Origin of the sequence: Streptomyces sp. SID3212, from assembly GCF_009865405.1 — a bacterium.
In the GTDB taxonomy this organism is placed as follows: domain Bacteria; phylum Actinomycetota; class Actinomycetes; order Streptomycetales; family Streptomycetaceae; genus Streptomyces.
The window spans coordinates 1-287 of the sequence record NZ_WWJY01000932.1 but is presented as its reverse complement, the minus strand read 5'-3'; the positions used below and the strand labels follow the sequence as shown (position 1 = coordinate 287).

At 72.8% G+C, this 287-nt stretch carries 1 protein-coding gene; it reads right to left on the bottom strand.

The features are described from left to right. The coding region (locus tag GT042_RS27625; RefSeq protein ID WP_161311436.1) for an AMP-binding protein at positions 1-287 on the bottom strand (287 nt) is incomplete at both ends.

Sequence of the window (287 nt, the reverse complement as noted above, 5' to 3'; positions counted from 1 at the left end):
AGGTCGCCGGTGCGGTACATCCGGGTGCCCGCAGGACCGTACGGGTCGGCGACGAAGCGGTCCGCGGTGAGGGCCGGGCGGTCGAGATAGCCCTGCGCCAGGCCCGCGCCGGCGATGTACAGCTCGCCGGGGGCGCCCGGCGGGACGAGCCGCAGGTGGTCGTCCAGGACGTAGAGGCGGTGGTTGTCGAGGGGTTCGCCGATGGGAAGTGTGCCGGAGTAGTCGAGCGGGCGGTGGATCCGGTGGGTGGTGGCGAAGGTGGTGGTCTCCGTCGGGCCGTAGCCGTT